24 protein-coding genes and 5 pseudogenes are annotated in these 24827 nt (G+C 69.7%); 22 read left to right on the plus strand and 7 right to left on the minus strand.

Going from position 1 to position 24827, the window contains the following annotated elements; all coding sequences use genetic code 11:
• The first annotated feature begins 21 nt into the window (after positions 1-21).
• Entirely contained in the window at positions 22-345 is a 324-nt protein-coding gene (locus SLUN_RS32050; RefSeq protein WP_108153429.1) for a DUF5955 family protein, read from the plus strand.
• A 275-nt stretch (positions 346-620) separates the two neighbouring features.
• Here SLUN_RS32050 and SLUN_RS32055 read toward each other — a convergent pair whose 3' ends face one another.
• Both SLUN_RS32055 and SLUN_RS32060 read right to left on the minus strand, forming a co-directional pair.
• Positions 621-1271 (minus strand): response regulator, encoded by a 651-nt coding sequence (locus tag SLUN_RS32055; protein ID WP_108153430.1) that lies wholly within the window; start codon positions 1269-1271, stop codon positions 621-623.
• Complete coding sequence (locus SLUN_RS32060) at positions 1268-2446, minus strand: sensor histidine kinase (protein ID WP_108153431.1); 1179 nt, start codon at positions 2444-2446, stop codon at positions 1268-1270. The genes SLUN_RS32055 and SLUN_RS32060 overlap by 4 nt, the downstream gene beginning before the upstream one ends.
• A 111-nt stretch (positions 2447-2557) precedes the next feature.
• Between SLUN_RS32060 and SLUN_RS32065 the strand changes: the two genes are divergently transcribed.
• Both SLUN_RS32065 and SLUN_RS32070 read left to right on the plus strand, forming a co-directional pair.
• Complete coding sequence (locus tag SLUN_RS32065; RefSeq protein ID WP_108153432.1) at positions 2558-3637, plus strand: ABC transporter permease; 1080 nt, start codon at positions 2558-2560, stop codon at positions 3635-3637.
• Positions 3634-4332, plus strand: coding sequence for an ABC transporter ATP-binding protein (locus SLUN_RS32070; protein WP_108153433.1), 699 nt, complete (start codon positions 3634-3636; stop codon positions 4330-4332). Before SLUN_RS32065 ends, SLUN_RS32070 begins: the two co-directional genes overlap by 4 nt.
• A gap of 7 nt (positions 4333-4339) precedes the next feature.
• Here SLUN_RS32070 and SLUN_RS32075 read toward each other — a convergent pair whose 3' ends face one another.
• Positions 4340-4777, minus strand: a complete 438-nt coding sequence (locus SLUN_RS32075; protein ID WP_108153434.1) for a nuclear transport factor 2 family protein — start codon at positions 4775-4777, stop codon at positions 4340-4342.
• Positions 4778-4894: 117 nt separating this feature from the next.
• Here SLUN_RS32075 and SLUN_RS32080 point away from each other — a divergent pair, with 117 nt between their 5' ends.
• The gene (locus tag SLUN_RS32080) at positions 4895-5473 is read left to right on the plus strand and encodes a TetR/AcrR family transcriptional regulator (RefSeq protein WP_108153435.1); all 579 of its coding nucleotides are present in this window, start codon (positions 4895-4897) and stop codon (positions 5471-5473) included.
• An 89-nt stretch (positions 5474-5562) separates the two neighbouring features.
• A pseudogene (locus tag SLUN_RS32085) lies at positions 5563-6057 on the plus strand (DUF3533 domain-containing protein); the annotation flags it as partial.
• Positions 6058-6179: 122 nt separating this feature from the next.
• On the opposite strand, the gene SLUN_RS32090 reads toward SLUN_RS32085, so the two are convergent.
• Complete coding sequence (locus SLUN_RS32090; RefSeq protein WP_108153437.1) at positions 6180-6755, minus strand: PadR family transcriptional regulator; 576 nt, start codon at positions 6753-6755, stop codon at positions 6180-6182.
• A gap of 133 nt (positions 6756-6888) precedes the next feature.
• Between SLUN_RS32090 and SLUN_RS32095 the strand changes: the two genes are divergently transcribed.
• From SLUN_RS32095 to SLUN_RS32110, 4 genes are all read left to right on the plus strand, one after another.
• Positions 6889-7281, plus strand: a complete 393-nt coding sequence (locus tag SLUN_RS32095) for a nuclear transport factor 2 family protein (protein WP_108153438.1) — start codon at positions 6889-6891, stop codon at positions 7279-7281.
• Complete coding sequence (locus tag SLUN_RS32100; RefSeq protein ID WP_108153439.1) at positions 7278-8771, plus strand: phytoene desaturase family protein; 1494 nt, start codon at positions 7278-7280, stop codon at positions 8769-8771. Before SLUN_RS32095 ends, SLUN_RS32100 begins: the two co-directional genes overlap by 4 nt.
• 25 nt (positions 8772-8796) lie before the next feature.
• Positions 8797-9936 carry a 2Fe-2S iron-sulfur cluster-binding protein gene (locus SLUN_RS32105; protein WP_108153440.1) on the plus strand — a complete coding sequence of 380 codons (1140 nt, stop codon included), beginning with the start codon at positions 8797-8799 and terminating at the stop codon, positions 9934-9936.
• Positions 9937-10042: 106 nt separating this feature from the next.
• The gene (locus tag SLUN_RS32110; protein WP_306610724.1) at positions 10043-10435 is read left to right on the plus strand and encodes an ATP-binding cassette domain-containing protein; all 393 of its coding nucleotides are present in this window, start codon (positions 10043-10045) and stop codon (positions 10433-10435) included.
• A gap of 145 nt (positions 10436-10580) precedes the next feature.
• On the opposite strand, the pseudogene SLUN_RS42450 reads toward SLUN_RS32110, so the two are convergent.
• Together SLUN_RS42450 and SLUN_RS32120 are read right to left on the minus strand one after the other, a co-directional pair.
• A pseudogene (locus SLUN_RS42450) lies at positions 10581-10958 on the minus strand (Tn3 family transposase); the annotation flags it as partial.
• A 136-nt stretch (positions 10959-11094) separates the two neighbouring features.
• A complete protein-coding gene (locus tag SLUN_RS32120) occupies positions 11095-11661 on the minus strand; it encodes a WD40 repeat domain-containing protein (protein WP_108153441.1) in 567 nt (188 codons plus the stop codon).
• A gap of 143 nt (positions 11662-11804) precedes the next feature.
• On the opposite strand from SLUN_RS32120, the gene SLUN_RS32125 reads away from it, so the two are divergent.
• The 11 genes and pseudogenes from SLUN_RS32125 to SLUN_RS32175 all read left to right on the plus strand — a co-directional run bounded on the left by SLUN_RS32125 (position 11805) and on the right by SLUN_RS32175 (position 21186).
• Positions 11805-11948 carry a hypothetical protein gene (locus SLUN_RS32125; RefSeq protein WP_159100368.1) on the plus strand — a complete coding sequence of 48 codons (144 nt, stop codon included), beginning with the start codon at positions 11805-11807 and terminating at the stop codon, positions 11946-11948.
• A gap of 595 nt (positions 11949-12543) precedes the next feature.
• Positions 12544-13566, plus strand: a complete 1023-nt coding sequence (locus SLUN_RS32130) for a S1 family peptidase (RefSeq protein WP_159100369.1) — start codon at positions 12544-12546, stop codon at positions 13564-13566.
• A gap of 256 nt (positions 13567-13822) precedes the next feature.
• The gene (locus SLUN_RS40155; RefSeq protein WP_170146526.1) at positions 13823-14209 is read left to right on the plus strand and encodes a hypothetical protein; all 387 of its coding nucleotides are present in this window, start codon (positions 13823-13825) and stop codon (positions 14207-14209) included.
• A 449-nt stretch (positions 14210-14658) separates the two neighbouring features.
• A pseudogene (locus SLUN_RS32145) lies at positions 14659-15093 on the plus strand (MFS transporter); the annotation flags it as partial.
• A gap of 125 nt (positions 15094-15218) precedes the next feature.
• Positions 15219-15885, plus strand: a pseudogene (locus tag SLUN_RS32150) (winged helix-turn-helix domain-containing protein).
• A 292-nt stretch (positions 15886-16177) separates the two neighbouring features.
• Positions 16178-16486 carry a hypothetical protein gene (locus tag SLUN_RS39670; protein WP_159100371.1) on the plus strand — a complete coding sequence of 103 codons (309 nt, stop codon included), beginning with the start codon at positions 16178-16180 and terminating at the stop codon, positions 16484-16486.
• 49 nt (positions 16487-16535) lie between these two features.
• A complete protein-coding gene (locus SLUN_RS32160) occupies positions 16536-17345 on the plus strand; it encodes a tyrosine-type recombinase/integrase (RefSeq protein WP_257153836.1) in 810 nt (269 codons plus the stop codon).
• On the plus strand, positions 17342-17503 hold the full coding sequence (locus tag SLUN_RS39675; RefSeq protein WP_159100372.1) for a hypothetical protein: 162 nt from the start codon (positions 17342-17344) through the stop codon (positions 17501-17503). The genes SLUN_RS32160 and SLUN_RS39675 overlap by 4 nt, the downstream gene beginning before the upstream one ends.
• Positions 17504-17865: 362 nt before the next feature.
• Entirely contained in the window at positions 17866-18672 is an 807-nt protein-coding gene (locus SLUN_RS32165) for an SGNH/GDSL hydrolase family protein (protein ID WP_108153447.1), read from the plus strand.
• 81 nt (positions 18673-18753) lie between these two features.
• On the plus strand, positions 18754-19644 hold the full coding sequence (locus tag SLUN_RS32170; protein ID WP_108153448.1) for a YhgE/Pip domain-containing protein: 891 nt from the start codon (positions 18754-18756) through the stop codon (positions 19642-19644).
• Positions 19607-21186: pseudogene (locus SLUN_RS32175) on the plus strand (IS1182 family transposase). Before SLUN_RS32170 ends, SLUN_RS32175 begins: the two are co-directional and overlap by 38 nt.
• Positions 21187-21245: 59 nt before the next feature.
• Here SLUN_RS32175 and SLUN_RS32180 read toward each other — a convergent pair.
• Positions 21246-22046: an IclR family transcriptional regulator gene (locus SLUN_RS32180; protein ID WP_108153449.1), complete on the minus strand. Its 801-nt coding sequence runs from the start codon at positions 22044-22046 to the stop codon at positions 21246-21248.
• A 312-nt stretch (positions 22047-22358) separates the two neighbouring features.
• Between SLUN_RS32180 and allB the strand changes: the two genes are divergently transcribed.
• Positions 22359-23702, plus strand: a complete 1344-nt coding sequence (gene allB / locus SLUN_RS32185; RefSeq protein WP_108153450.1) for an allantoinase AllB — start codon at positions 22359-22361, stop codon at positions 23700-23702.
• Positions 23703-24818 carry an allantoicase gene (gene alc / locus SLUN_RS32190; protein ID WP_108153451.1) on the plus strand — a complete coding sequence of 372 codons (1116 nt, stop codon included), beginning with the start codon at positions 23703-23705 and terminating at the stop codon, positions 24816-24818.
• Positions 24819-24827: the final 9 nt, after the last annotated feature.

Below are 24827 nucleotides of genomic sequence, written 5' to 3' on the forward strand. Positions count from 1 at the left end.
GGGCGTGCGAGGGGGAAGGCTTTGTTGCGGAGCGTTGGGCAGACGCGGGTGACAGGGAGCGGCGAGGACCCGAGGGAGACGGCGCTGAGAGCCGCCGTCTCCCGGCTCCGCCGCCAACTCGCGGGGCATCCGGCCGAGTTCCCCGACCGCGGCATCGCGGAGGACGAACTGGCGGTGCTGGCGGCCATGGTAGCGGCGGGTGACCCCGAAATCCCGCGGATGCGGCGCTCGTTACTGCTGATCGCGGGGGCGATCGGGTCGGTGAGCGCGCTGGGGCCGGCGCTGATGGGGGTACGGGACGCGGTGGACCTGTTCGGTGAGGTGCCGCCGCGACGTCAGGTGTGAGCGGGGGTGGCTGTTCCCCTACCCGCCCCTTCCCACAACTGGGGCAAGCCCCGGACCCCGTACGGCCTTCGGCCGTGTCCTCAATCGCCGGACCGGCTGAGATTTTCCGCCCTGCGGGCGAGAAGTCCAGCCCGCCAAAGGGGAGTCCAGCCTCGCCGGGCACAATTCAGCCTCGCCGGCGTTTGAGGCACGGGGGCTGGGGTGGAGCCCCAACGCGAGCCTCGTCGGTACCGGAGGCGCCGGGCCTGGCGGCAGCGCACCCCAGGGCACCGGTCTCAGCCGCGGATCAGGCGGCGCGACCTCGCCGCTGCCAGCGCCGACGTGCGCGAGTCCGCGCCCAACTTCGCGTAGACGTGCACCAGATGGGACTTCACCGTCGCCTGGCTGAGGAACAGCTCCTTGCTGATCTGCAGATTGGACAGGCCGTCGCCCACCAGTTGCAGCACCTCCAGCTCCCGCTTCGTCAGCGCCGCCGCAGGCGTCCGTATCCGGTCCATCAGCCGGTGCGCGACCGCCGGGGCGAGTGCCGAGCGGCCGGACGCCGCCGTGCGGACCGCCGTGGACAGTTCCTCCGGCGGGGCGTCCTTGAGCAGATATCCGGCCGCTCCCGCCTCCACCGCCGCCAGGATGTCCGCGTCCGTGTCGTACGTCGTGAGGACGAGCACGCGGGGCGCGTCCGGCAGGGCGGTGATCGACGCCGTCGCCTCCGAGCCGTGCATCCCCTCGGGGCCGAACTGAAGGTCCATCAGCACCACGTCGACGGCCTCGGACGCGGCCAGTTCCACGGCCCGTTCGGCGGTCGCCGCCTCCGCCACGACGGCGAAGTCCGCCTCGGTGTCCAGGACGGCCCGCAGACCGGCCCGTACGACGGGATGGTCGTCGGCGAGCAGCAGCCGTATCGGCGGCAGCGGTATCGGCGTACTCATACGGCGCTCCTCGACGGCAAGGACAGAGGCAGCGGCAGCGTGATCGCCACCGCCGTGCCCTGCCCCGGTGCCGACTCGACGCTCAGCGTGCCGCCCAGGGCGTCGGCCCGGGAGCGCATCGCGGACAGTCCGAAGCCGCCCTGGGCGCGCGGCGCGTCGAAGCCCGAGCCGTCGTCCACGACGTCCAGCGCCACCGAGGTGTCCATATAGCTGAGGGTGATCTCGGCTCGGCGGGCGTCCGCGTGCCGGACCGTGTTCGCGAGTGCGGACTGCGCGATCCGCAGCAGGGTCACTTCGTACGGGGTGGGCAGCTCGAACGGGGTTCCGCTGATCCCGAACCGCACCGCGGGCCCCGGAGCCGTTGCGCACAACCGCTCCAGCGCCGCGGTCAGCGAGCCGCGTTCCAGGTCGGGCGGCGACAGCTCCCGTACGAAACGGCGGGCCTCCGCCAGATTGTCCTGGGCGGCCTGCCGGGCCCGGCGGACATGGGCGGCGGCCGGGGCGTCGTCGGGCAGGGTCCGTTCGGCGGCGCGCAGCAGCAGTTGGATGCTGGACAGGCCCTGGGCGAGAGTGTCGTGGATCTCCCGCGCGAGCCGTTCCCGCTCGGCGAGCACACCGGCCTGGTGCTCCGCGTCGGCGAGGTCCGCGCGCGTGGAGACCAGTTCCTCGATGAGCTCGCGCCGGCTCTCGCTCTCGCGGTACAGCGCCTGGTAGCCGAGCACGGTGGCCACGGCGACGGCCGCGCCGAGCAGCGGCCCGATGAAGGTCCCGGGGCTGACCGTCTGCCCGTGCAGCAGGAAACTCCCGATGGCGGCGGCAGCGGTCGCGGCGACGGCGGGCAGCCCCCAGCGCACCGGCAGCAGATGCAGCTGCAGGAAGTAGAGCGGGAAGGCCGCCCACAGGCCGTCGGGGGAGAGGGCGAGCAGCGCCGGCCAGCACGCGCCGAGGGCCGCGAGCCAGAGCGCGGCGGCACGCGGGGAGCGGTGTACGGCGGGGCTGAGCACGCCCGCGGCGTACACGGCGACCGTCAGCGCGGCGGCCGCCACGACGGCGTACGCATGCGGGGCGCCGTCCGCCACGGCCCGTACCGCGGCGAGTGCCAGCAGCCCGGCCAGCAGGGCGTGCAGGCACAGGCCCAGCACGCGCGGTACGGGAGTGAGGGGGCGGGAATCCATGGTCCGTCCAGCGTAAGCGGGGTCCGTGGGAGCGCCGTCAATCAAAAGGTTGATGTGTGGACGCACTGCCGCGCGATGTCTGCGCGGGCCGCGCGCACCACGCTGGGAGGCATGTTCGTCGCATGGAGAGATCTACGGTTCGCCAAGGGGCGGTTCGCGCTCATGGGCACGGTCGTCGTGCTGATCACCCTGCTTGTGGGGCTGCTGTCCGGGCTGACCGCCGGGCTTGCCCGGGAGAACACCTCGGCCGTCACCGGGCTGCCCGCCGACCACCTCGTCTTCGCGGCCCCGCCCGGCGGCCGGTCCGTCTCCTTCGCCAACTCCACGGTGAAGGAGGGCGATTGGCGCGCGTGGGCCGGGCGGCCGGGGGTCACCGGAGCCCATCCGCTGGGGATCCGCACGCTCAACGCCGGCGCCGGGGACCGTACGGCCGCGGTGTCGTCCTTCGGTGTCGAGCCGGACTCCGGCCTCGCGCCGGAGGCCGTGACGCCCGGCCGCGTCGTGCTGTCCGAGCAGGCGGCCGAGGATCTGGGGCTCGCGGCGGGCGACTCGGTACGGATCGGGAGCCTGGAGGAGACCGTGGCTGCCGTCGCGGGCGACGCCTCGTACAGCCACACGCCGGTGGTGTGGACGGCCCTCGACGACTGGCAGCGCATCGGGCACAGCGGCACCACCCCGGAGGAACAGGCCACTGTTATCGCGCTGACGACGGACGGCGGGGCGGATCTCGCGGCGGGCGACAAGGCCATCGGTACGAATACGCTCACCGTGGACCAAGCGCTGACCGCGATCGGCTCGTACCAGGCGGAGAACGGCTCGCTGCAGCTGATGCGCGGCTTCCTCTTCGTCATCTCCGCGCTGGTCATAGGGGCCTTCTTCACCGTGTGGACGATCCAGCGCAGCGGCGATGTCGCGGTACTGAAGGCGCTCGGTGCCTCCACTCCGTATCTCCTGCGCGACGCGCTCGGGCAGGCGGTGGTGATGCTGGCCGCGGGGACGCTGCTCGGCACCGGCGTGGCGGTCGGCGTCGGCGCGCTGATCAGTGGCGGGGACGTGCCGTTCGTACTGGATCCGCCGACCGTGCTGGTGCCCGCTGCCGTGATGATCGCGCTGGGCGCGGTCGGCGCCGGTCTGTCCATCAGGCGGATCACCGCCGTCGACCCCCTCACCGCCCTCGGGAGCGCCCGATGACCTCGGCGAAGCTCGTACTCGACGACCTCACGCTCACCTACCCGGACGGCGTAGGACGGCTCACCGCGCTCGACCGGGTCTCCCTCGATGTGCCCGCGGGCTCGCTCGCCGCGGTGGTCGGCCCGTCCGGATCGGGCAAGTCCAGCCTGCTCGCCGTCGCCGCGACGCTCGTGACCCCGGACCGCGGCCGGGTCGTCGTCGACGGTACGGACACGGGCGGGCTGACCCCCGCGGCGAGGGCCGCCCTGCGCCGGGAGCACATCGGCATCGTCTTCCAGCAGCCCAATCTGCTGCCCTCGCTGACCGCGGCCGAGCAGCTTCAGGTGATGACGCATCTCTCGGGCAGGGCAGCCCGACAGGCCAGGGCTCGTGCGCTCGAGCTGCTCGAAGCGGTCGGTTTGACCCGCGAGGCCGGCCGCCGTCCCCACCAACTGTCGGGCGGCCAGCGCCAGCGAGTGAACATCGCCCGCGCGCTGATGAACGAGCCCGCGGTGCTGCTCGTCGACGAGCCGACGAGCGCGCTCGACCATGAACGGGGCGCGGCGGTCCTGGACTTGCTGGTGACCCTGACGCGCGAGCGGTCCACGGCGACGGTGCTGGTCACCCACGACTGGGCGCACCTGGAGCGGACGGACCGCACGGTGACGATGTCGGACGGGCGGCTCGCGGCGGTGCCGGTGCCGGTGCCGGGCTGAGGCGGTCTCAGATGGCGATGCGGCGTTCGTCCGGTGCGATGGGGAAGTCGTTGATGCTCGCGTACCGGCGCCGCATCAGGCCGTGCTCGTCGAACTCCCAGTTCTCGTTGCCGTAGCTGCGGAACCACCTGTCCTCGTCGTTGCGCCACTCGTACTCGAAGCGGACCGCGATGCGGTTGTCGGTGAAGGCCCACAGCTCCTTGCGCAGGCGGTAGTCCAGCTCGTACTCCCACTTGCCGCGCAGGAAGTCGACGATCTCCGCGCGCCCGCTGAGGAACACATCGCGGTTGCGCCACTCCGAGTCCTCGGTATAGCCGAGGGCGACGCGCTCGGGGTCCCGGCTGTTCCAAGCGTCCTCGGCCGCCCTGACCTTCTGCAGGGCGGTCTCGGCGGTGAACGGCGGGAATGGAGGCCTGGGCCTGTGGGCGGGGTCCTGGGTGGACATGACTCTCCCCTTCGTGATGGCGAGTTCGCGATGGCGAGAACGTGCGTTCTCCCCGGTGTGCCGTAGCGTAGGAGAACGGTGATTCTCACGCAAGGCGTACCCGAGGCGAGGGCTGGGATGGAAGCAGTGCCGGAGATGCGCGTCCTCGACGCGGCCGAGAAGCTCCTGTACGGGCGGGGGCTGCAGGCGGTCGGCATGGACGCGATCCGGAACGAGTCGGGGGTGTCCCTCAAGCGCCTCTATCAGCTCTTCCCGTCCAAGGAGCGCCTGGTGGAGGCCTATTTGCGCCGACGTGATGTGCGCTGGCGCGCGTCGCTGGCGGGCTATGTGGATGCCCGGCCCGCCGAGGAGAACCGGATCCTCGCGGTCTTCGACTGGCTGGAGTCGTGGTTCGAGGAGCCCGACTTCCGGGGCTGTGCCTTCGTCAACTCGTTCGGGGAGCTGGGCGCCACATCGGAGGGCGTCGCGAGCGCCGCCCGCGATCACGCCGATGCGCTGAAGCGGTATCTCGCGGGGCTGGTGGACGCGGAGGGCCACGCCGCCTGGTTGCCGGAGCCCCTCTTCCTGCTCATGGAGGGGGCGATCACGACCGCCGCCATCTCTGGGAGCAGCGCGCCCGCCGGTCAGGCGCGGGAGGCGGCCCGCAGGCTGCTGGACGCGGATGAGGTCGCGGATGATGAGGTCAAGGCGCCGTGAACACACTGCGCCGGCGACCATGGGCCGCCGGCGCAGTGTGTTCTTGGGAAGTGACGGTCAGGCACGGCCTAGGAGATTTCTGAAGATGTAGTGCTGTCATGATCGGCCTGTCCCTCCTCATGGGCAGTCTCGTCCTGGCCGGTGCGGTGTGCATCATGGGCATGGACGCCTCTCATCTGCCCCTGCTGTGGCTGTTCTCGGTGTGCACCATCGCGGTCGTCGGCATCGGCGCGCTCGGCCTGCTCGCCGTGTTCGGTACGCCCGGGATGCTGTTCATCACGGTCTTCTACATCGCCATGGCGGTCCCGACGTCCGGCGCCACGGTGCCCCTTCAGGCGCTGCCCGACTTCTACCGCGTCCTCGGCGAGTTCGAGCCCCTGCGCCAGATCACCGGCGCCGTCCGCTCGATCCTCTACTACGACGCCCAGGGTGACGCCGGTCTGACCCGGGGCTGGGTGATGCTGGGCGTGGGCCTGGCGGTCGCTTGCCTCTTCGGCTTCGGCGTGACCCGGTTCTACGACCGGAAGGGCCTGCACCGCATCCCTGCCGACGAAGAGCCGGAGCCGGTGCCCGCTCACGCATAGACCGGCGGGTGGTTGCTAGCGGACAGGGCGTGGGGTCTCGGCGAGGGGCTCGGCTGGTCCGTGGCAGCCCCTCCTCGTACCCCCTTTGTTGATTAATCGCGTCAGGCGGGTTGGCCGTTGAGCTAGCCGTTGGCTCGGGGAACGGCCGCACGCTGATCGAGCCTGCGGAGCGCCATGTCCCCCCACTGGAGGTTCTCCCGTTCGAACGACATCCCGCGCACCAGGGTGAGGTACGGGCCGATGCGCTCGGCCTCGGCGAAGTACACCTCCTCCGAGCGCCCGTCGAGCAGGCGCTGCCGGAGCTTCTCGTAGCGGGCGAGCTTGGCGGTGGCCCACTCCATGCGCTCGGTGATGGATTTCCGGACCGCCTCGATGTCGCCCGCGTCCAGGCACTGCACCTTGACCAGCAGTTCGTCGCGGATCACGGCCGGTTTGCCCAACGGCTCTGCGGTGTAGGCGTATACGGCCTCGCGCCCGGCCTCCGTCAGGGAGAACAGTCGCTTGTTGGGGCGGCGCTCCTGCTCGACGACGCGGGCCGTGACCAGTCCTTCGGCTTCCATGCGCTCCAGCTCCCGGTAGAGCTGCTGGGGCGTCGACATCCAGAAGTTGGCGACCGTCGCGTCGAACCCCTTCGCGAGGTCGTACCCGGACGCCTCGCCCTCCAACAGTGCGGCCATCACCGCGTTCCGCAAAGCCATGGGCCACACGCTAACACTGCTGTGACTAGTCAACGAGGTGACTGATAGTTCGCCTCCATCCCATGGACAAGGCATCTTTTCCCCTCTACTCTCCACTTCACCTATTCAATTTGTTGAGTATGAGAGGTGGCTCATGCACCCGTTCCGCAAGGCCGTCGAGAGCGGCGACATGGACGGCGTGGCCGCCCTGCTGGCCGACGACGTCGTCTTCACCAGCCCGGTCGCCTTCAAGCCGTACCCAGGCAAGGCGATCACCGCCGCGATCCTGCGTGGCGTGTCCCGCGTCTTCGAGGACTTCACGTACATCCGTGAGATCGCCAACCCGGACGGAGGCGACCACGCCTTCGTCTTCACCGCCACCGTCGCCGGCAAGAAGCTCCAGGGCTGCGACTTCCTGCACTTCGACGAGGACGGCAGGATCGACGAGTTCACGGTGATGGTGCGCCCGCTCTCGGCCGCCCAGGCGCTGTCCGAGGCCATGGGCGCCCAGTTCGAGCAGATCGCACGAGAGGCCGCTGAACAGTGACCGCGACGACCGACTTCGACGCGGTGGTCATCGGCGCGGGCAACGCCGGACTGACCGCCGCCGCCACCCTGCAACGCGCCGGACTGCGCACCCTCCTGGTGGAGCGCCACAACATCCCCGGCGGTTGCGCGACTTCCTTCCGACGCGGCCGCTTCGAGTTCGAGACGGCGCTGCACCAGCTGTCCGGCGTCGGCATGGAGGGCCAGCAGTACACGCTGCGCTCGCTGTTCGACCGGCTGGGTGTCGCCGACTCGCTGGAGTTCGTCCAGGAGCACGACCTGTACCGCGCCGTGGTGCCCGGTCAGTACGACGTGACCCTGCCCGCCGACTGGTCCGGCGCCGTGGCCGCGCTGGAGGACGCCTTCCCCGGCAACCGCGCCCGCGTCGAACGGTTCTTCGCGCTCGTGCGGGACGTGACGTTCTGGTACATCGCCGCCCTGCGCAGGACACCGGCTGCCGACATCGACCCCGTGCTCTTCCGTCAGGCGCTGCGCCCGCTGAAGGACGTCCTGGACGAGCACTTCGACGATCCCGGCCTCAAGTCGGTCCTCGGCACGTACTGGCCGTACATCGGCCAGCCGCCCTCCCGGCTCGCGTTCCAGGAGATGGCGCTCATGCTCTATGGCTACATCGAGTTCAAGCCCTGGCACATCAGGGGCGGCTCGCAGGCCATGTCGAGCGCGCTGCTGGACTCCTTCGTCGCGGCGGGTGGCCAGGTCCGCTTCAACACGGCGGTCGAGGCGATCCTGACCGAGCGTGGCCGTGCGGTGGGCGTCCGACTCGACGATGGCCAGGAGGTGTCCGCCCGCGATGTGGTCTCCAACGCCTCGCTCCCCGTCACCTACGCGATGCTCGGCGACGACGCCGTCCCGACGGCCGTACGCGACGACCTGGCCACCAGGCGCGTCGGCGTCTCGGCCTTCGCCCTGCACATGGGCCTCGACGCCACCCCCGCCGACCTGGGCTTCACCACCAGCACCACCTTCGTCGGCGTGGACCTGGACGACGACCGCACCTACGCCGTCTGGCGCTCGCTGGAGCCCGCCCGCGGCATCTGCGTCTCCTCCTACGACGTCGCCCCGATCGGTTTCGCCCCGTCGGGCGCGAGCCACGTCAGCCTGCTGACGCTGCAGTACGGCGACGTCTGGGAGAAGGTCCCGCCCGCTGAGTACGCGCGCACCAAGTTCGCCTACGCCGAAACCCTGCTCGACCTGGCCGAGAGGGCCATGCCCGGTATCCGCGATGCCATCGAGGAGGTCGACGTCGCCACCCCGCTGACCGTCGCCCGCTACCTCGGCCACCCCGGCGGCGCGATCTACGGCTACGACCAGGACCGCGCCGAGAGCTGGCTGTTCCGCGACAGCGAACGAGAGACGCACGTACCCGGCCTGCACCTGGCGGGCGCCTGGGTCGGCCCCGGCGGCTTCCAGCCCACCCTCGAAGCCGGCCACCGCGTCGCCCGGCGCCTGCTGCGCACCAAGGCCGCCTGACCGCCCGACCCGACAGGGAGAACCCGTGAAACACCCGCTCGCCCCGCTCTTCGACGGCCACGACGCCGTCCAGGCCGACATCGACAGCCGCCCCGCCGACACCACGGACCACCTCTCCGAGGTCCGCCGCACGGTGGACACGTACCACCCCAGGCGGCTCACCCTCACGGTCACCGAGGTCATCACGGAGACCGCCACCACGAAGACCTTCCGACTGCGTCGCCCCGACGGAGCGGACCTGCCGCCCTTCCTGGCCGGCCAGTACGTGGGCGTGTTCGCGGACGGCACCAACCGCCCCTACGCCTTGTCCTCCAGCCCCGCACGCCTGGACCACTGGGACCTGACGATCCGCCGGGTCCCCGGCGGCCGGATCAGCAACCACCTGATCGACACCGTGACGCCGGGCGACACCCTCACCACGACCGGCCCCATGGGCACCTTCCACCACAACCCGCTCTTCCACGGCGACGACGTCGTCTTCCTCGCCGGCGGCTCCGGCGTCGTCCCGGCGATGAGCATGATCCGCGACATCGTCGACCACGGACTCAACCGCCGCCTCCACCTCGTCTACGGCTCCCGCACCGACGACGACGTCATCTTCCGCGACGAACTCGACGCCCTCGCCGCAGACCACCACCCGAACATCTGCATCGACCACGTCATCGCCGAGCCCGGCCCCGGCTGGGCCGGCCCCACCGGTTTCCTGACCTCGTCCCTCATCAAGACGCTCGCCGGACCGTTGAACGCCCGCACGGTCTACGTGTGCGGCCCGCAGGCCCTCTACCCGTACGCCCTCCAGCAGCTCCTCGACCTCGGACACCCCCGTCGTCGTATCCGCTTCGAGGCGAACGGCGCTCCCGCCGATCCCACCCGCCAGGCGCACTGGCCCGCCGACGCGGCCCCCGACGGTGAAGTCACCGTCACCGCCGCCGGACGCACCTTCCGCACCCGCAGGGACCGCCCGCTCCTGGACGCCCTGGAGGACGAGGGCATCCGTCCCGAGGCCGCCTGCCGCTCCGGCGAGTGCAGCCTGTGCCGCGTCCGCGTCCTCAAGGGCACTCTGCACACTGCCGAGGAGGCCAAGCTCCGCATGTCCGACGCCCGCTTCGGCTACACCCACTCCTGCGTCGCGTACCCGATCACCGATGTGGAGCTTGACGCGTAGACCGCCGCTTCCTGCCCGGGGGCGGGCGGCTCGGGAACCCGCCCCCGATGCGGAACGACGCGTGAACACCGTCTGATCGATCTCAGCGAGGCCGGATCCGCACAGCGTGTGGGCCCGCGTCGGCCTGGTGCCGCAGGACTACACCCGCTGGTCCATGGACTTGCGCGCCAACATCCACCTCGGCCAGCCCCGCACCGAAGACGACGCCCAACTGGTGGACGCGGCGAAGGCGGCCGGCGCGGACAGCGTCATCGCGAAGGTCCCCCACGGCCTCGACACCCTGGTCGCCAGCTCGAACTGGGGCGGCACCGACCTGTCCGGCGGGCAGTGGCAGAGAATCGCGGTAGCCAGAGCGTTCTACAGGGAGGCTGCCATGCTGATGCTGGATGAGGCGACGTCCGCGATGGACCCGCGCGCCGAGCACCTGGTGATCCGCAGCTTCAAGGAGCTCGCCGCGAGCAAGGCCGCCGTGTTCGTCGGAGCGCGCGGATCTCACTGACCGGCCCCTGAACCTGGTCACACAGCTTGACCAGGTCAGAGGTCGAACGGCAGGACTCGGCCCGACGCAGCTGCTTCCTGGCGGCGAGCAGATGGAGCGTGGCCATCGCCAGCTCGTGCGACACATCGATCGCTGCATCTCCGCTGGCGTCGCGGTCCACCGCGCCCTCCGGCAGGTCCGCGTTCGCGTACACCGCCTTGCGCCAGTGCGGCGGCACCAGCTTCTCGTCGACCTCGCGCGGCAGCAGCGGCTTCTCCGACACCTTCCGCCGGGAGAGCGCCGGGAGCCGCTTCACCCCGGTCAGGATGCGCATCCCGCCGGTCGCCGCATCCAGCGCCTTCGGCTCGCCCAACAGAGACAGGAACGGCTTGACGGTGTTGTAGCGCAGCGCCAGCGCACCCCGCAACGCGGTCTCCGCCGTGCTGTCGTCCTCCGCCACCAGGCTCACCACCATGGCGGGCGCGCTGGAGAGCGCTGCCCGGGGCGCGACCTCCTCCAGCGCCCGCCACAGCGCCGCAACGTCCCCAAGGCCGTTTATGCAGGCATGAGCTGCTTACTGTATCCGCCGGAACAGCAGGCCATTGAAGCTGTCGATCCGAGCGTTGTCGGGGAAGTACGGCTCTTAGAAGTCGAATGCCATCTGCGCGTTCAGGCGGAGGTCAGGTGAGGCACACGCGGTCAGGTGACTGTCCGGCGAGGTACTCGGAGCGTTCTTTCGCGGTGAGATCTCGGCCGACGGCCTGGCAGATCCTTCTGATTGCTGCGGTCTCGTCAGGCATGTCTGCATTCCACAGCCGCACCGTGCCGTCTTCGCTGGCGGTGGCGACGGTGTGGCCATCGGGGCTGAACGCCACCGAATACACGGTGCCTGTGTGGCCGGTGAGGATGGTGCGGGTGCGGCCGGTCTTGGTGTCCCACAGCCGCACCGTTCTGTCGTCGCCGGCGGTGGCGAGAGTGTGCCCGTCGGGGCTGAACGCCACCGAATACACGGTGTCCTTGTGGCCGGTGAGGCGGCGGTGGAGGGGGAGTTCTGCTGCCGCATAGAGGCTGGCGGTGGCTTCGTTGGTGGCTCTGGTCCGGTAGGCGTGGACGGCCAGTAGGGAAGCCAGGTCGGGGTTGGTGTCGATGAGCGCGTCGGACTGGGCGGCGAGTTGCTTGGACAGCCCCTGTTGCTGGGCGGCGAGTGCGGTTTCGCGTTGCCGGTAGGCCACTGAGGCGGCGGCCATGGCAAGGACGAGCAGGATCGTGAGGGCTGTGGTGAAGGCGTGTCTTCTCCGAACAGGCGGCCTGGCTGGCGCCGTCGCGCTGGGCTATCGCCGCGGAGAGCGTGACACTCGATCTCGGACAGCTGCTCGGTCCGATGGACAAAATGGCCACTGACCCTCTGTGGGATCACACGCTCAGTCAGTGGCTGACCGACACGGGCGTACTTCTCGGCACGTCGATGGTCTGCTACGTGCTCACGATCCGATTCCTACGGCGCCAGGAGCCGGAGGTCGTGCGAGAAACGTGAGACAGCAATTAGTCCAGGGCTTTGCGGACCGCGGACAGGCGAGCAGCGACAGCGACGGAACGGTCAGCGTGAGCGGAACCAGCCCCTTGGCCACCCCCAGGATCGGCAGACAGTTGGCCGCCATCGGCAGGGTCGCCCGCAGCAGAACGATCAGACCCGAAACGTCGACGAGCGACGGAGCGGAGCCATCCACCGCGACGGGAGGCGCGGGCATGGCGACTCCAGGGGACGTTGTGCGGGAGCTGGCATGCCTTCCGCACTCGCGTACGTATCCGTGTTTCAGGGCTACGGATAGCTGATTGCCGGTGCGCTCTCTAGGGTCGCTGGGCAGGAAAGGCCGCCTGCCGAGTGTGTGGGTCGAGCGACGAAGTGCCCGTGCATGTGAGCCGTACGCGGAAGCCCTCAACGGGCCACATCTCGGCTCGGCGTGGGCATTGGTCATCCCTCGCCCGTGGCCAGTGGTCGTGACCGTGGCGGGCGGGCGGGCGCGATCGGGGTAACGGGGCTTCGGCCGCGATTTGACCATAGTGGCGTCAACCAATCACAGACAGAAGGAAGGGCTTTCGCGATGGGCAAACACAGGAGGACTTCCGCCTTGGGCAGACACAGAAAACCTTCCGCGAAGGGCCGCCCAGGACTGGCATCCGCCACGGCGGGAGGGCTGCTGTATGGTGCGCTGTTCGTCTCCGGCGCGTCGGCAGTTGAACAACCTAGCGATGCACAGTCCACCAGCACGGAGGACATACAGCCGGGCACCACCGAGCAGCCGTCTGGGGATGCGGAGTCCGGAACAGAAGACTGGCAGCCCACCGAGGACTCTGAAGCCGCGCAGGTGAACGAGGTCGACGAGGAACCGGATTTCCAGATCACCGAAGGCACCGACACAGCCCAACCGGACCCGGCAGAACAGCCCGAAGAAGGGCAGTCCGGCGGAGAGGGGCAGCAGCCGTCTAGCGAAGTACCGCCCGGCACGGATGACCAGGAGCCAGTCGACGAAGCACAGCCCAGCACGGAGGACCTGACCCTCCCCCGCGGCGCCAAAATCATCCCAAGGGAGAACTTCGACAAGGAAATACAAGGATTCTGCACAGCCGGAATCCACGTCACCGATGGGCAGGACAACGGATTCCTGACCGCAGGACACTGCAAGACGGATGACGTCTGGGTTGATGAGGATCGCCGGGAGATCGGCAAGACCCAAAGGCTCGGAGACGGCGATACCGACTGGAGCTTTGTGGAAACCGATCGCGGACCCGGCCCCAAGGATCGATTCTCCGGGGTCGGCTTGCCCTATGTCGGTCGGGAGGTCTGCAAGTCCGGCGCGAAGACCGGAGAGCAAAGGTGCGGCAAGATCACCAAGACCGACGAGACGATCCCTTACGACGATGGAACCTCCGTGCGTGACCTCATCGTCACCGACATCGAGTCCCACGGGGGAGACAGCGGCGGACCGCTCTACGACAAGAACCATCCCGAGATAGCCATTGGAACGCTCAGCGGTGGAAACGGCGACATGAAAGCGGCGAACGAGCCGTACCTGAGCTATTACGTTCCCGCCATCGACGTGATGGTAAAGGAAGGCTTCACCCTGCCGCGTGCTCCGGAAACCGGTCCGTGACCCTCTCGTGCCAGGGCTCTGCCGACGACGTGCGCACGCGTTCAGAACATACGTCTTCGGCAGAAGCTGCCACTGGTCAGCCGGGGTTCGGCAGTGCGGCGAGCCGGACCGGGGCGTCAGTGGTCATCGGTCCAGGGTCCGTGTGACGCGCTGCTTTCCATGCGGCGGCGAGGAACGATCGTGTCCCTTGTGGTGGTGTAGGGGATCAATCCTCGGTGGTTTTCTGGGAGTTGGTGAGTGCGCGGGTGGTGAGGTCGTGAGCGTCCTGCGCGACGTCGTCGGCGCGGAGGCGGCCAGCGAGCGCGGTTGCCCGGGCCCGTTCTCCGTCTTCGCGGCCGAGAGCGACCGGGTGGTACCGCGCGCGTCCGCGCAGGGCGCCTTCCCCGACTGCGCGGCCCTGCCCGGCGATCACTTCAGCGTCGTGCAGCCCCGCTCCCGCGAGGACACCGCGTATGTGACGCTGAGCCACCTGCTGCGGGAGGAGGTGAGCGGCAGTGATCCACCGGGCGTGCCGCCCGTGACGGTGCCGCGTGCTACGCATCGGCCGTGGGACACGCGTCGTCACCGTGTCGTTGCTCCGCGTAATCGAAAGCGGAGAGCCGGAGTGCAACGGTGCCACGCCGGACACTGCACGCCGTCGTGACCCCGCCGCGCTCGAACCCCCGCCGGAGCAAACCGGCGGGGGTTCGTCGTCTCACGCGCTCTCACACAGGTCTCACAAACTGTGCGGACTCCCCCGGACCGTTAGCCCTGACCTGGCACTAAGCACCTGCCCTGGAGCAGCTGGACGCCTCGGGACGCTCGCTACGACCTGTGCCATGTAGTACCGAGGGAGGGTCCCAAGATCAGGACCGGTGCGTCTTCTGGCCCGTCAAGGCGGTATTGCAGGGTCTCATCCGTCGTCTCACTCACCCGCTCACGCTCCCACATCTCACAATTTCTCACGGGAGGGGGTCGGGAGAGCTCGCCAGACCTCCCCATGTATCCGCCGCCGGACGAAGGTCCTCCACGTTCGGTTTCACATACCAGCGCTTCGTGGTCTTGACGTTGGTGTGCCCCGCCCACAGGGCAAGGAGGTGATCCGGCACCCCGTTGAGCGACGCGTACCGGTATCCGACCGGCCTCGCCTCCGGGCAGCCGCTCCGCTCCGCCGCCTTCCGGTGGTTCCTGGTCGGCCAGTCGATCTCCATGGCTGGCAGCGCCATGGCGCCTGTCGCCCTGGCCTTCGGTGTCCTGGAGGTCACCGAAAGCGCGGCCTGGCTGTCCGCCGTCACCACTGCGGCGTTGGTCCCGATGGTCGCGACGCTTCTCCTCGGCGGCGGTATCGCCGACCACTACCGGCGCGACACCGTCCTGTTCCTTACCAGCCTGGGCGCCGGCCTCACCCAGGCCGGCGTCGCGTTCGTGCTCCTGGCTCATCAGCACCCGGTGTTCCTGCTGCCGCTGGCTGCCCTCAACGGCGTCTTTCAGGGCCTGACCAAGCCCGCGTTGCGCGGCATCGTCTCGAATCTGGCCGCGGGACGCGGCCTCCAGCAGGCTAGTTCCGTACTTCGCGAGTCACCCGATCGTGAAGATCGATCGATCATGACCGCCCCTGCGGCGACCCGAATCGGTGACGTGCGAAGTACAAAGCTAGGGTGTGCGGCGTGCGAGTGCTGTTGGTCGAGGACGACGACAATCTGCGATTCGGGATCGCCGCCGCACTGCGTGCCCGCCGGACTCGCCGTCGACGCGGCCGCCGACCTGCCGCAGGCCGACGAGGCGCTGTTCGTCACCGCGTACGACTGCGCCGTCTTCGACCGGATGCTCCCGTCCGGGGACGCCGCCACCTACGTGGAGACGATGCGCCGGGGCGGCCGGGAGGTCCCGGTGCTCTTCCTCACCGCCCGCGACTCTGTCGCCGACCGGGTCGAGGGCTTCGCGAGCGGCGGTGACGACTACCTGATCAAGCCGTTCGCCGTCCCGGAGCTGGTCGCCCGGGTACGCAGTCTGTGCCGGCGCTCCGCGGTCGTCCGCCCGCCCGTCCATCAGGTCGGCGAGCTGGAGATCGACACCGCCCGCCGGCGCGTGCACCGCGCCGGTGTGCTGCTCACCCTGACGAGCCGGGAGTTCGCGGTCCTGGAAATGCTAGCCACACGCGCCGATCAGGCCGTTTCCCGCTCGGAGTTGCTGGAGAGCTGCTGGGACGAGATGGCCGAGCCACAGTCGAACGTCCTGGACGTCCTCATCTCCCAGCTCCGCCGCAAGCTGGGCGAGCCGCCGCTCATCCACACCGTCCGGGGCGTCGGCTACCGCCTCGCCGCGGACGGCTCTCCGTGAGCCGGCGGCGGGCGGCGGGTTCCGCGTTGCGGGCGTACTGCCGTACGGGCCTCAGGGGCCCCACGCGCGGGACCAGCAGTTGGGGTCCGGGCGGCCCGAGGAGACCCTCGTCGATGCGGGGGACAACTTTCGGGAGCAGAACGCCCGGGCACTGCTCGGCGACGGTGGAGCAGTCATCGACTGGTCCGGTCCGCCGCTGAGGCAGAAGGAATTCGACAACGTAATGGGACACAAACACACGAAGGGCATTGCGATCGGGTGCGGCATCTCACTGTTGATCACAGTGGGACTTGTGGCGGCGGCTTTCGTGGGGCTCGCCATGCTGGTGGACGAGGCCCGCAAGGACCTGATCGAACCGTCGGTCTACAACTCGGTGAAGGCCGGCGACGCCGAGGCAGAGGTGCGGGACAAACTGCCGGACGGGGACTCGTTCTTCACCGAGGGCCTGGACGACAAGGGGTCCGGTAAGCCGACGGGCGCGGAGTGCCTCTCCCTCATGTCGACGGAGGACATGGACGACCAGGGCAGGGATCACGTCTTCCGCTTCTGTTTCAAGGACGGGAAGCTGATCGAGAAGCGGTCCTACTGGATTGTGACGTAGTCGGCTTCCGCCAGCGGCCCGCGCAGGGCGCGTCACCGTCCTGCCGAGCGTGGAGTCGCACGTCTCGCCGAGCACGGTCAACCGGAAGCTCGCCGCGGTCTCCGCCTTCTATCAGCATCAGTCCCGGCACGGGGAGGATATCGGTGAGCTGCTGACCACCTGGCAGACCGGCGGGCGGGGCGGCTGGAAGCCGTTCCTGCACCACATCACCAAGGGCACGCCGCATGCCGGGCGGGCCATCGTGCTGAAGGCGCCGAAGAAACTGCCCCGGGTCCTGGCCGCTGGCGAGGTCCAGGCGATCCTGGACGCCTGCACCCGCCTGCGGGACCGGTTCCTGTTCGCCCTGCTCTACGACACCGGCATCCGGATCGGCGAGGCTCTGGGGCTGCGGCACGAGGACATCGCCGCCGCGAAGTCGGAGGTCACCGTCGTTCCCCGGCTGAACGCCAACCGGGCCCGCAGCAAGTCCCAGCGGCGCCGGTCCATCCCCGTCAGCGCCTCGCTGATCCGCCTCTACGGCGACTACATGCACAGCGAGTACGGCGACCTCGACTCCGACTACGTGTTCGTGAACCTCTTCGCCGAACCGCGCGGCCAGGCTCTTTCCTACCCGGCGGTCTACGGCCTTGTGAAACGGATACGGCGCCGCACCGGACTCGACTTCGACCCGCACTGGTGCCGGCATTCGGCAGCCACCCGGATGCTCCGCGACGGCATCCCGATCGAGACCGTGTCCCTGCTGCTCGGGCACAGCTCGGTGACTGTGACGCTGTCGGTCTACGGCCACCTCACCGCCGCCGATGCCCGCAAGGCCATGGAAGCCGCAGGCTGGTTCACCGGGAACGAGGTGACCTGGTGACCGGCGAACACGCCCAGCAGAACCATGGGTTGGGGACAACGGGGGCGCCCCGGGGGTTGCGGGAGAAGCTGCTGGCGGCGACCCGGCCCGAGTTCCGCGGTGACGAGATCGTCTTCCCCGTTGACGACCCGGTCTTCGGCTCCTCATCACTGTGCTAGGTGTCCAGCTGCCCGCGCGGCGCGCACTCCCGGGGGCTCTGCACGGCCCACCACACCCGCTGGATCTACATCGGGCGGCCCGACCTGGAACAGTTCACAGCGACCGCTGTCCCGATTGGGCATACAGAGCCCGGGGATACCTGCGCGGTCGCCGACTGCTCCTTCGCCACCTTCCATCCTGCAGCTGCGTCCCAGGTAGCTGCACGGGAACAGGGGCGACTCCGGGTGGTCCGCCTCATCGATTTTGCCGGGCGCTCGACCCAACGCTATCTTTATAGTCAACAATGCACATAGGTGCGTAGTTGTCGATCAGTGGTCGGTGGCCACTGCCACCAGCAGCGTTGACGGAAGGCGGTCGGGCCGTGTCAGGCAGTGCGTATCTGCGCTACGTCGCCCTGGGCGACAGTCAGACAGAGGGTCTCGGGGACGGCGACGATGTCCGTGGTCTGCGGGGATGGGCGGACCGGCTCGCCGAGCAGGTCGCCCGTCACAGTCCCGGCCTGCGCTATGCCAACCTCGCCGTGCGCGGTCGTAAGGCCGGTCAGGTGCGTGCCGAGCAGCTCGCCCCGGCTCTGGCGATGCGGCCTGACCTGGCCACCGTGGTGGCCGGGGTCAATGACGTGCTGCGTCCGAGCGTCGATCTCGACGAGGTGGTCGGCCACCTGGAGGCGATGTTCGCCGCTCTCACCGCGCAGGGTGCCACGGTCGCGACGCTCATGTTTCCCGACGTGGGGCGCATCACGCCGTTGGCCCGCCCGGTCGGGCGCAGGGTGCTTGCGCTCAACGAGCGCATCCGGGAGGCCGCCGGGCGCTACGACGTGGTGGTGGCGGAGACGGCCGCGCACCCGGTGGCGACCGATCCGCGGTTGTGGAGTGCCGACCGGTTGCATGCCGGCCCGCTAGGGCACGCCCGCATCGCGGCCGCCGTCGCCCAGTCGCTCGGCCTGCCTGACAGCGACGACAGCTGGACCCGGCCCCTGCCAGTCGACGGGGCCCGGGCTTCGGCCCTGCGGGTCGTGGGCGCCGAACTGCGTTGGGCCGGCACCTTCCTCGGCCCCTGGCTCGGCCGTCGCCTGCGCGGCCGCTCCTCCGGTGACGGCCGCCAGGCCAAACGGCCCACCCTGCTTCCGGTGGCCTCGTCCACCGGGTATACCTCCCCAGCCGTGTGAGTCAGCAGTGTGAGGCACCGGCCCGCGACGACGTCGACGGCTCCTCCCGCTGTGCCCCTCTTCTACTTACCGGAGTTGGAAATGAGTAATGTCCACCCCTTCCGCGTTCTGCGCGCGAAGCGTCTGTGGATCGTCAACGGCATGGTCGTGGGCTTCGTGGCCCTGCTGTTCGCGGTGTTCTACGTCGGCGCCAACATCGACCCCGCCGGTCACCTGCACAAGCTGCCCGTCGGCCTGGTCAGCGCCGACAAGGGGGTGAATGCCGGCGGCAAACAGACCGACCTCGGCGCGCAGATCGTCCAGTCGATCAAGAAGTCGTCCCAGGGCGAGGACAAGATCGACTGGAGGGTGATGGACGAGAAGGAGATGAAGGAGGAGCTCAGCAAGGGCAAGCTGTTCGGCGCGCTCGTCGTCCCCAGCGACTTCACCTCCTCCGTCGCCGCACTCGCCGGCACCGAGGCGTCGGGCGACGCCGTCCGCCCGACGCTCACCGTGCTTACCAACCAGTCCGCCGGCAGCGTGGGTTCGAGCATGGCGCGGCAGGCGGCGACGACGGCGGCACAGTCGGCCTCCGCGCAGGTGGGCAAGCAGCTGACCACTCAGGCCAAGGCCACGCAAGCCGAACTGCCCGCCGCCACACTCCTGCTGCTGGCCGATCCCGCCGAGGTGCAGATCGAGGACGGGCATCCGCTCGACTCGCACAGCGGCCTGGGCCTGAGCGCCTTCTACTACTCGCTCGTCCTCGTCGTCTGCGGCATGCTCGCCGCCAACGTCATCAGCGGCCAGGTGGACCACGCTCTCGGCTACACCCACAACGACATGGGCCCGCTGCGGATCCACAACCCGCTGCTGCGGGCGACCCGCGTGCAGACTCTCGCCATCAGCAGCACCGTTCTGGCCCGGGATCATGTGGTCCGGGGCCAGAGTTGTAGGCATGTTGGGGCGGCGGCCGAAGGAGCCGGTCGGGCCTGATGTGTGGGCCACGTGCCGGGAGTTGATTCCGTCCGGGAGCGTGTTCGCGTTCCTGGCCGAGCACCGGGATGCATTGTTCCCGGAGGAGATGTTCGCTGATCTGTATCCGTCGGCGAACGGGCGGCCGTCGGTGCCGCCGCAGGTGCTGGCCTGTGCGACGGTGTTACAGGTGCTGGAGAACCGCACGGATCATGACGCGGTGGCCGAGTTGCGGTGTGACCTGCGGTGGAAGGCAGCCTGTGGGCTGGGCCTGTATGACACGGGGTTCGATCCGTCGCTGTTCATCTACTTCCGGCGCCGCCTGGCCATATCCGGTGACCGGGACCGGATCTTCAGCCGGGTGAGGGAGATCATCAACGAGACCGGTGTGCTGAAGGGACGGCGCCGGCGGGCACTTGACTCGACGGTGTTCGAGGACGCGGTGGCCACCCAGGACACCGTCACCCAGCTGATCGCCGCGATCCGCCGGGTGATCCGCCAGGTGCCCGGTGCGGCCGAGGTCGCCGCCGTCCAGTGCACCGCGCACGACTACCGCGATCCGGGCAAGCCCCGGATCGCCTGGGACGACGAAGCGGCCCGTGACGTGCTGGTGGATGCCCTGGTGTCCGATGCGCTGCGGCTGCTGGGCCATCTGCCCGAACAGGACCTGGGTGAGCAGGCCGCGGACGCGGTGGGCATCCTGGCCCTGGTGGCGGGGCAGGATGTGGAGCTCGCCGAGGACTCCGATGGCACCGACGGCCGCTGGCGCATCGCCCGCAAGACCGCCGAGGGCCGCATCGTCTCCACCGTCGACCCCGAGGCGAGGCACATCCACAAGACCCGCCATCAGCGCACCGACGGCTACAAAGGCCACATCGCGCTGGAGCCGGAGACCGGCCTGTTCACCGCCGTCGCCCTGCGGCGTGGTGACGGTGCGGACAACCATGAGGCTGCCGTCGCCGACGACCTGCTCGCCGACGAGGAAGGGGCGCTGACGGTGCTGGGCGATACCGCCTATGGCACCGGCGAGGCCCGCAGCCATCTGGCCGCCGCGGGGCACACCCCCGTCGTCAAGCCCCCGCCGCTGCGGCCGGCCGTTCCCGGTGGCTTCACCCTGGACGACTTCCGCATCGACACAACGGCCGGGGCAGTGACCTGCCGGCCGGGCACACCGTGCCGCTGACTCCCGAGTCCGGCCGCCGCCGGCAACGACGTGCCTACTTCAACCAGTTATGCACCGGCTGCCCGTTGCGCGGGCGGTGCACCAAGGGCAAGGCCGGGCGGATCGTGACCATCCGTCCCCACCACGACGCGCAGGCCAACGCCCGACACCAGGCCGCCACCGACCCCGCCTGGCAGAACGAATACCGCCACTGGCGCCCCCTCGTCGAACGCGGCATAGCCTGGCTCACCCGCCACAGCCGCAGACTCCGCTACCGCGGCACCCTGAAGAACGACGCCTGGCTCCACCACCGGGCCGCCGCCCTCAACCTCCGCCGACTGATCAACCTCGGACTCCACGTCACCCACGGCACCTGGACGATCAAGCCCGGAACCACATAGCCAGAGGTGCCGTCCGCCCTGCACCCAGACAGCCCCACACAAAGATCTTCAGAAGTCTCCTAGGCCTGGGCCGCCGTGCTGGCCAGCGCCGCCGAGAGGTCCCGGGCGACCTCCTGGAGGATCGGGACGATCTTCTCCGTGGCCTCCTCGGTGACCCGGCCCGCCGGGCCGGAGATCGAGACCGCCGCCGCCGTCGGGGAGTTGGGCACCGAGACCGCCAGGCAGCGGACCCCGATCTCCTGCTCGTTGTCGTCGACCGCGTAGCCCGCGCGCCGCACCTGTTCCAGTGCGTCGAGGAAGCCCTCGGGCGTCGTGATCGTCTTCTCGGTGGCGGCCGGCATGCCGGTCCGGGCGAGCAGGGCCCGTACCTCCTCCGGCGGGGTGTGCGCGAGCAGCGCCTTGCCCACGCCCGTGGAGTGCGGCAGCACCCGCCGGCCGACCTCGGTGAACATCCGCATGGAGTGCTTGGACGGCACCTGAGCGACGTACACGATCTCGTCACCGTCGAGCAGCGCCATGTTCGCCGTCTCGCCGGTCTCCTCGACCAGGCGGGCGAGGTACGGGCGGGCCCAGGTGCCGAGCAGCCGCGATGCGGACTCGCCCAGCCGGATCAGACGGGGGCCGAGCGCGTAGCGACGGTTGGACTGCTGGCGTACGTAGCCGCAGGCCACGAGGGTGCGCATGAGGCGGTGGATCGTGGGCAGCGGCAGGCCGCTGCTGGCGGAGAGCTCACTCAGCCCGACCTCGCCACCGGCGTCGGCCATTCTCTCGAGCAGGTCGAATGCGCGCTCCAGGGACTGCACGCCACCGCTGGGAGCGGTCTTGGCGGTGTCGGTGGTGCTGGCGCTGGACGTCGGCACGTCAACGGTCCTTTCGGGCAGGCGGGCAAGTCAGCAGCCTACCGGGCGCCTGCGCCCGGCACACTGCTCTCGTCAAGGCGTCTCTGCCGGTCAGGGCCCCTTTGTCCCCGGGTCGGCAGCCACCTCCGGCCATCTCTTGCCGGTCTCTTCGGTCAAATCTACCTTCTGCTCAGCGAAATTCCAGTTTCACTTTGTGGAAACGTTCAGGCGGGCAGCATGGATCGGGAGGGTCTTGACGGAGAGGACTCCGGAGTGAAGACTCCTTCAACAGTTCGTTGAATTTCGCTGTACGGAATGGAAGTGAGGGCACGGGTGTCCGACAGGGACGTGAACCTGGTTCTGCGCTCGACACGCGTCATCACCCCGGAGGGGACGTGCGCCGCATCGGTCTCCGTCGCCGCCGGGAAGATCGTGGCGGTACAGCCGTACGCCGCCCAGGTGCCGGCCGGGGCCCGGCTCGAGGACTTCGGGGACGATGTCGTACTCCCCGGCCTCGTCGACACCCATGTCCATGTGAACGACCCCGGCCGCACCGAGTGGGAAGGCTTCTGGACCGCCACCCGCGCGGCCGCAGCCGGCGGCATCACAACCCTGCTCGACATGCCCCTCAACTCCCTCCCGCCGACCACCACGGTCGGCAACCTGCGCACCAAGCAGGACGTGGCGCGGCCCAAGGCGCACGTCGACACCGGCTTCTGGGGCGGCGCGATCCCGTCCAATGTGAAGGACCTGCGACCGCTGTACGACGCCGGCGTCTTCGGCTTCAAGTGCTTCCTCTCGCCGTCCGGCGTGGAGGAGTTCCCGGAGCTCGACCAGGAGCAGCTCGCCCGCTCCATGGCCGAGATCGCCGGCTTCGGCGGGCTGCTGATCGTGCACGCCGAGGACCCGCACCAGCTGGCAGCCGCGCCCCAGGAGTCCGGGCCCAAGTACGCCGACTTCCTCGCGTCCCGGCCGCGCGACGCCGAGAACACGGCGATCGAGGGCCTGATCGCGGCGGCCAAGCGGCACGGCGCGCGCGTGCACGTACTGCATCTGTCCTCCTCCGACGCGCTGCCGCCGATCGCCGCCGCCAAGCGTGAGGGCGTCAGGATCTCGGTCGAGTCCTGCCCGCACTTCCTCACCCTCACGGCGGAGGAAGTCCCCGACGGGGCAACGGAGTTCAAGTGCTGTCCGCCGATCCGTGAGGCCGAGAACCAGGACGCGCTGTGGGAGGGCCTGGCCGACGGGACGATCGACTGCATCGTCTCCGACCACTCACCCTGCACCACCGATCTGAAGACCCCCGATTTCGCCTCCGCCTGGGGCGGCATCTCCTCGCTCCAGCTGGGCCTCCCGGCGATCTGGACCGAGGCCCGCAAGCGCGGCCACACCCTGGAGGACGTCGTCCGCTGGATGTCGGCGGCTCCCGCGGAGCTCGCCGGGCTCGACCAGAAGGGCGCGATCGAGGCAGGCCGGGACGCGGACTTCGCGGTCCTGGCGCCGGACGAGACCTTCACCGTCGACCCGGCCGAACTCCACCACCGCAACCAGGTGACGGCCTACGCGGGCAAGACCCTGCACGGAGTCGTCAGGTCGACGTGGCTGCGCGGCGAACGCATCGTGGAGAACGGCACCCTGGCCGAGCCGACCGGCCGGCTGCTCGAAAGGAACATCTGAATCGTGTCCATCCCTTCCTTCACCGGTGACGCCGGCCCGTTCGGCGGCGGTGACCCGTACGCCGACTACCGCACGGCCGACTTCCCGTTCGCGCACCACGCCGACCTCGCCGACCGGCGGCTCGGCGCGGGCGTCATCGCCGCCAACGACGAGTTCTTCGCCGAGCGCGAGAACATGCTCAAGCCCGAGGCCGCGGAGTTCGACCCGGAGCACTTCGGCCACAAGGGCAAGATCATGGACGGCTGGGAGACCCGCCGTCGCCGCGGCATCTCGGCCGAGCAGCCGCACCCGACCGCCGACGACCACGACTGGGCGCTGGTACGGCTCGGTGCGCCCGGCGTCGTACGCGGCATCGTGATCGACACGGCCCACTTCCGCGGCAACTACCCGCAGGCGGTGTCGGTCGAGGCCGCGTCGGTGGCCGGATCCCCCTCGCCCGAGGAACTGCTCGCCCCCGACGTGAAGTGGGCGACGCTCGTCCCCCGTACGGCCATCGGCGGCCACGCGGCGAACGGCTTCGCCGTCGACGTCGAACAGCGCTTCACGCACCTGCGCGTCAACCAGCACCCCGACGGCGGCATCGCCCGCCTGCGGGTCTACGGCGAGGTCGCGCCCGACCCGGCGTGGCTCGGCGTGCTGGGCACGTTCGACGTCGTGGCGCTGGAGAACGGCGGCCAGGTCGAGGACGCGTCCGACCGCTTCTACTCCCCGGCCACCAACACCATCCAGCCGGGCCGCTCCCGCAAGATGGACGACGGCTGGGAGACCCGCCGCCGCCGGGACAAGGGCAACGACTGGATCCGCTACGAGCTGGTGGAGCAGGCGTCGATCCGCGCGGTGGAGATCGACACGGCGTATCTGAAGGGCAACAGCGCGGGCTGGGCGTCGCTGTCCGTCCGCGACGGCGAGTCCGGTGAGTGGGCCGAGGCGCTGCCGCGTACGCGCCTCCAGCCGGACACCAACCACCGCTTTGTGCTGGGGGCGGGGGCGGTGGGTACGCATGTGCGGGTGGACATTTACCCGGACGGCGGGATTTCGCGGCTGCGGCTGTTCGGTTCGCTGACGGAGGTCGGCGCGACGAGGCTGGCCGCGCGCCACCAGGAACTGGGCGGCTGACCCAGGGGA

It is taken from the genome of Streptomyces lunaelactis (assembly GCF_003054555.1).
GTDB classification, from domain to species: Bacteria; Actinomycetota; Actinomycetes; order Streptomycetales; family Streptomycetaceae; genus Streptomyces; species Streptomyces lunaelactis.

Coding starts and splice junctions, on each gene's coding strand:
- SLUN_RS32090 (WP_108153437.1), bottom strand. CDS start 6,755: ATGGCTTTGCGGAACGCGGTGATGGCCGCACTGTTGGAGGGCGAGGCG.
- SLUN_RS32075 (WP_108153434.1), bottom strand. CDS start 4,777: ATGTCCACCCAGGACCCCGCCCACAGGCCCAGGCCTCCATTCCCGCCG.
- SLUN_RS32055 (WP_108153430.1), bottom strand. CDS start 1,271: ATGAGTACGCCGATACCGCTGCCGCCGATACGGCTGCTGCTCGCCGAC.
- SLUN_RS32125 (WP_159100368.1), top strand. CDS start 11,805: ATGGCCACTGACCCTCTGTGGGATCACACGCTCAGTCAGTGGCTGACC.
- SLUN_RS32080 (WP_108153435.1), top strand. CDS start 4,895: ATGGAAGCAGTGCCGGAGATGCGCGTCCTCGACGCGGCCGAGAAGCTC.
- SLUN_RS32170 (WP_108153448.1), top strand. CDS start 18,754: ATGAGTAATGTCCACCCCTTCCGCGTTCTGCGCGCGAAGCGTCTGTGG.
- SLUN_RS32120 (WP_108153441.1), bottom strand. CDS start 11,661: ATGGCCGCCGCCTCAGTGGCCTACCGGCAACGCGAAACCGCACTCGCC.
- SLUN_RS32070 (WP_108153433.1), top strand. CDS start 3,634: ATGACCTCGGCGAAGCTCGTACTCGACGACCTCACGCTCACCTACCCG.
- SLUN_RS32065 (WP_108153432.1), top strand. CDS start 2,558: ATGTTCGTCGCATGGAGAGATCTACGGTTCGCCAAGGGGCGGTTCGCG.
- SLUN_RS32095 (WP_108153438.1), top strand. CDS start 6,889: ATGCACCCGTTCCGCAAGGCCGTCGAGAGCGGCGACATGGACGGCGTG.
- SLUN_RS32060 (WP_108153431.1), bottom strand. CDS start 2,446: ATGGATTCCCGCCCCCTCACTCCCGTACCGCGCGTGCTGGGCCTGTGC.